The 1,566-nt window shown below is 65.1% G+C and carries 1 protein-coding gene; it reads left to right on the forward strand.

Going from position 1 to position 1,566, the window contains the following annotated elements; all coding sequences use genetic code 11:
- Positions 1-67: 67 nt before the first annotated feature.
- Positions 68-1,215 (forward strand): IS3 family transposase gene (locus tag VJ307_09555; protein ID HJX74388.1). Its coding sequence is split into 2 segments (ribosomal slippage): positions 68-320 and positions 320-1,215, totalling 1,149 coding nucleotides; the frame shifts between segments, so codons are not numbered across the junction.
- Positions 1,216-1,566: the final 351 nt, after the last annotated feature.

Raw genomic sequence — 1,566 nt, forward strand, 5'->3', positions numbered from 1 at the left:
TGGGCCGGCCCCGATTTGATGGACACCTCGATAGCATGGACGGTATAACAGAATCGAGGTGTGAGAGATGGGAAAGCGACGGAAGTTCACGAACGAGTTCAAGTTGGAGGCGGTGAAGCTAGCGGAACGCGGGGACACGCCGGTGGCGCAGGTGGCCCGTGAGCTGGGTCTGAATGAGACGGTGTTGCGGCGGTGGATGGGGCTATACGGCAAACGCGCGGGCCCCAACCGCCTGACGCCGGAGGAGCACGAGGAGTTGATCCGGCTGCGGCGGGAGGTGCGCCGGGTCACCGAGGAGCGCGACATCCTAAAAAAAGCGGTGAGTATCTTCTCCAAGGAACTGCGGTGAGATACTCGTTCATCCGGGAGCACCGGGGGCAGTTCCGAGCAGCGGCCTTGTGCCGCGTACTGAAGGTGTCACCCAGCGGCTACTTCGCCTGGCTGCGTCGGCCCGAGAGCCCGCGAGCGGCACAGAATCGGGCGCTGGTGATCCAGATCAAGGCCGCACACCGGCGCAGCCGCAAGACCTACGGGCGGCGGCGCATTCACATCCAGTTGCAGCGGGACGATATCGCCTGCTCTCCTAATCGAGTGGGGCGCCTGATGCGCGCTGAGGGCATCTGTGGGATTCGCAGACGCAGATTCAGGGCTACCACGAACTCCAAGCACAGCTTCCCGGTGGCACCCAATCTGCTGGCGCGCAACTTCACCGCCCCCGCCCCCGACCAGGTGTGGGTGAGCGACATCACCTACCTGGCCTGCGAGCAGGGGTGGGAGTATCTGGCGACGGTGATGGACTTGTACTCCCGGCGGATCGTGGGCTGGGCGATGCAGTCCACCCTGGAGCGCAGCCTGACCTTGCGCGCGCTGGAGATGGCGATCGCCCAGCGCCGGCCTGCCCCGGGGCTGATCCACCATTCGGACCGCGGCGTGCAGTACGCCTGCGGTGACTACCAGACCGCGTTGAACGAGCAGCAGATGATCCCGAGCATGTCCCGCAAAGGCGACTGTTGGGACAACGCTCCCAAGGAGAGTTTCTTCGGCACGCTCAAGTGCGAGCTGGGCCTGCATGGGCTCCGGCCCTCGCGCGAGCACGCGCACAGGAAGGTGTTCGAGTACATCGAAGTCTTCTACAACCGGCAGCGGCTGCACTCGTCTCTGGGGTATCTTTCCCCGGCCGCCTTCGAGAGCCAGTCGACTGCTGAGGCAGCTTAACAAGGTGTCCACTTTTTCGGGGCCAGATCAGGGAGCGTTCTCGGGAGGGAGGAACGGCCGGGTGGCAGGGGCAAGCCCCCGCCCAACAGAACGGGGAACGGCCGGCGGGGATCGGTGTCCCCGCCCTACAGGGGCAGGAGGCCAGCTCCTGCCGAACGGGGAACAGGGGGTATGAGGAGTTGGTTATGGAGGGTGAGTCGACGATTGTGGAGTTGGTGGGGGTGTCGAAGGTGTATGCGATGGGGGAGGTGGAGGTGCGGGCGTTGAGCGGGGTGTCGCTGGCGCTGCCGCCGGGGGAGTTTGTGGTGTTTTTGGGGCCGAGCGGGTCGGGGAAGACGACGCTGCTGAACG

The organism is Candidatus Deferrimicrobiaceae bacterium (genome assembly GCA_035256765.1).
Taxonomy (GTDB): Bacteria; Desulfobacterota; Deferrimicrobia; order Deferrimicrobiales; family Deferrimicrobiaceae; genus CSP1-8.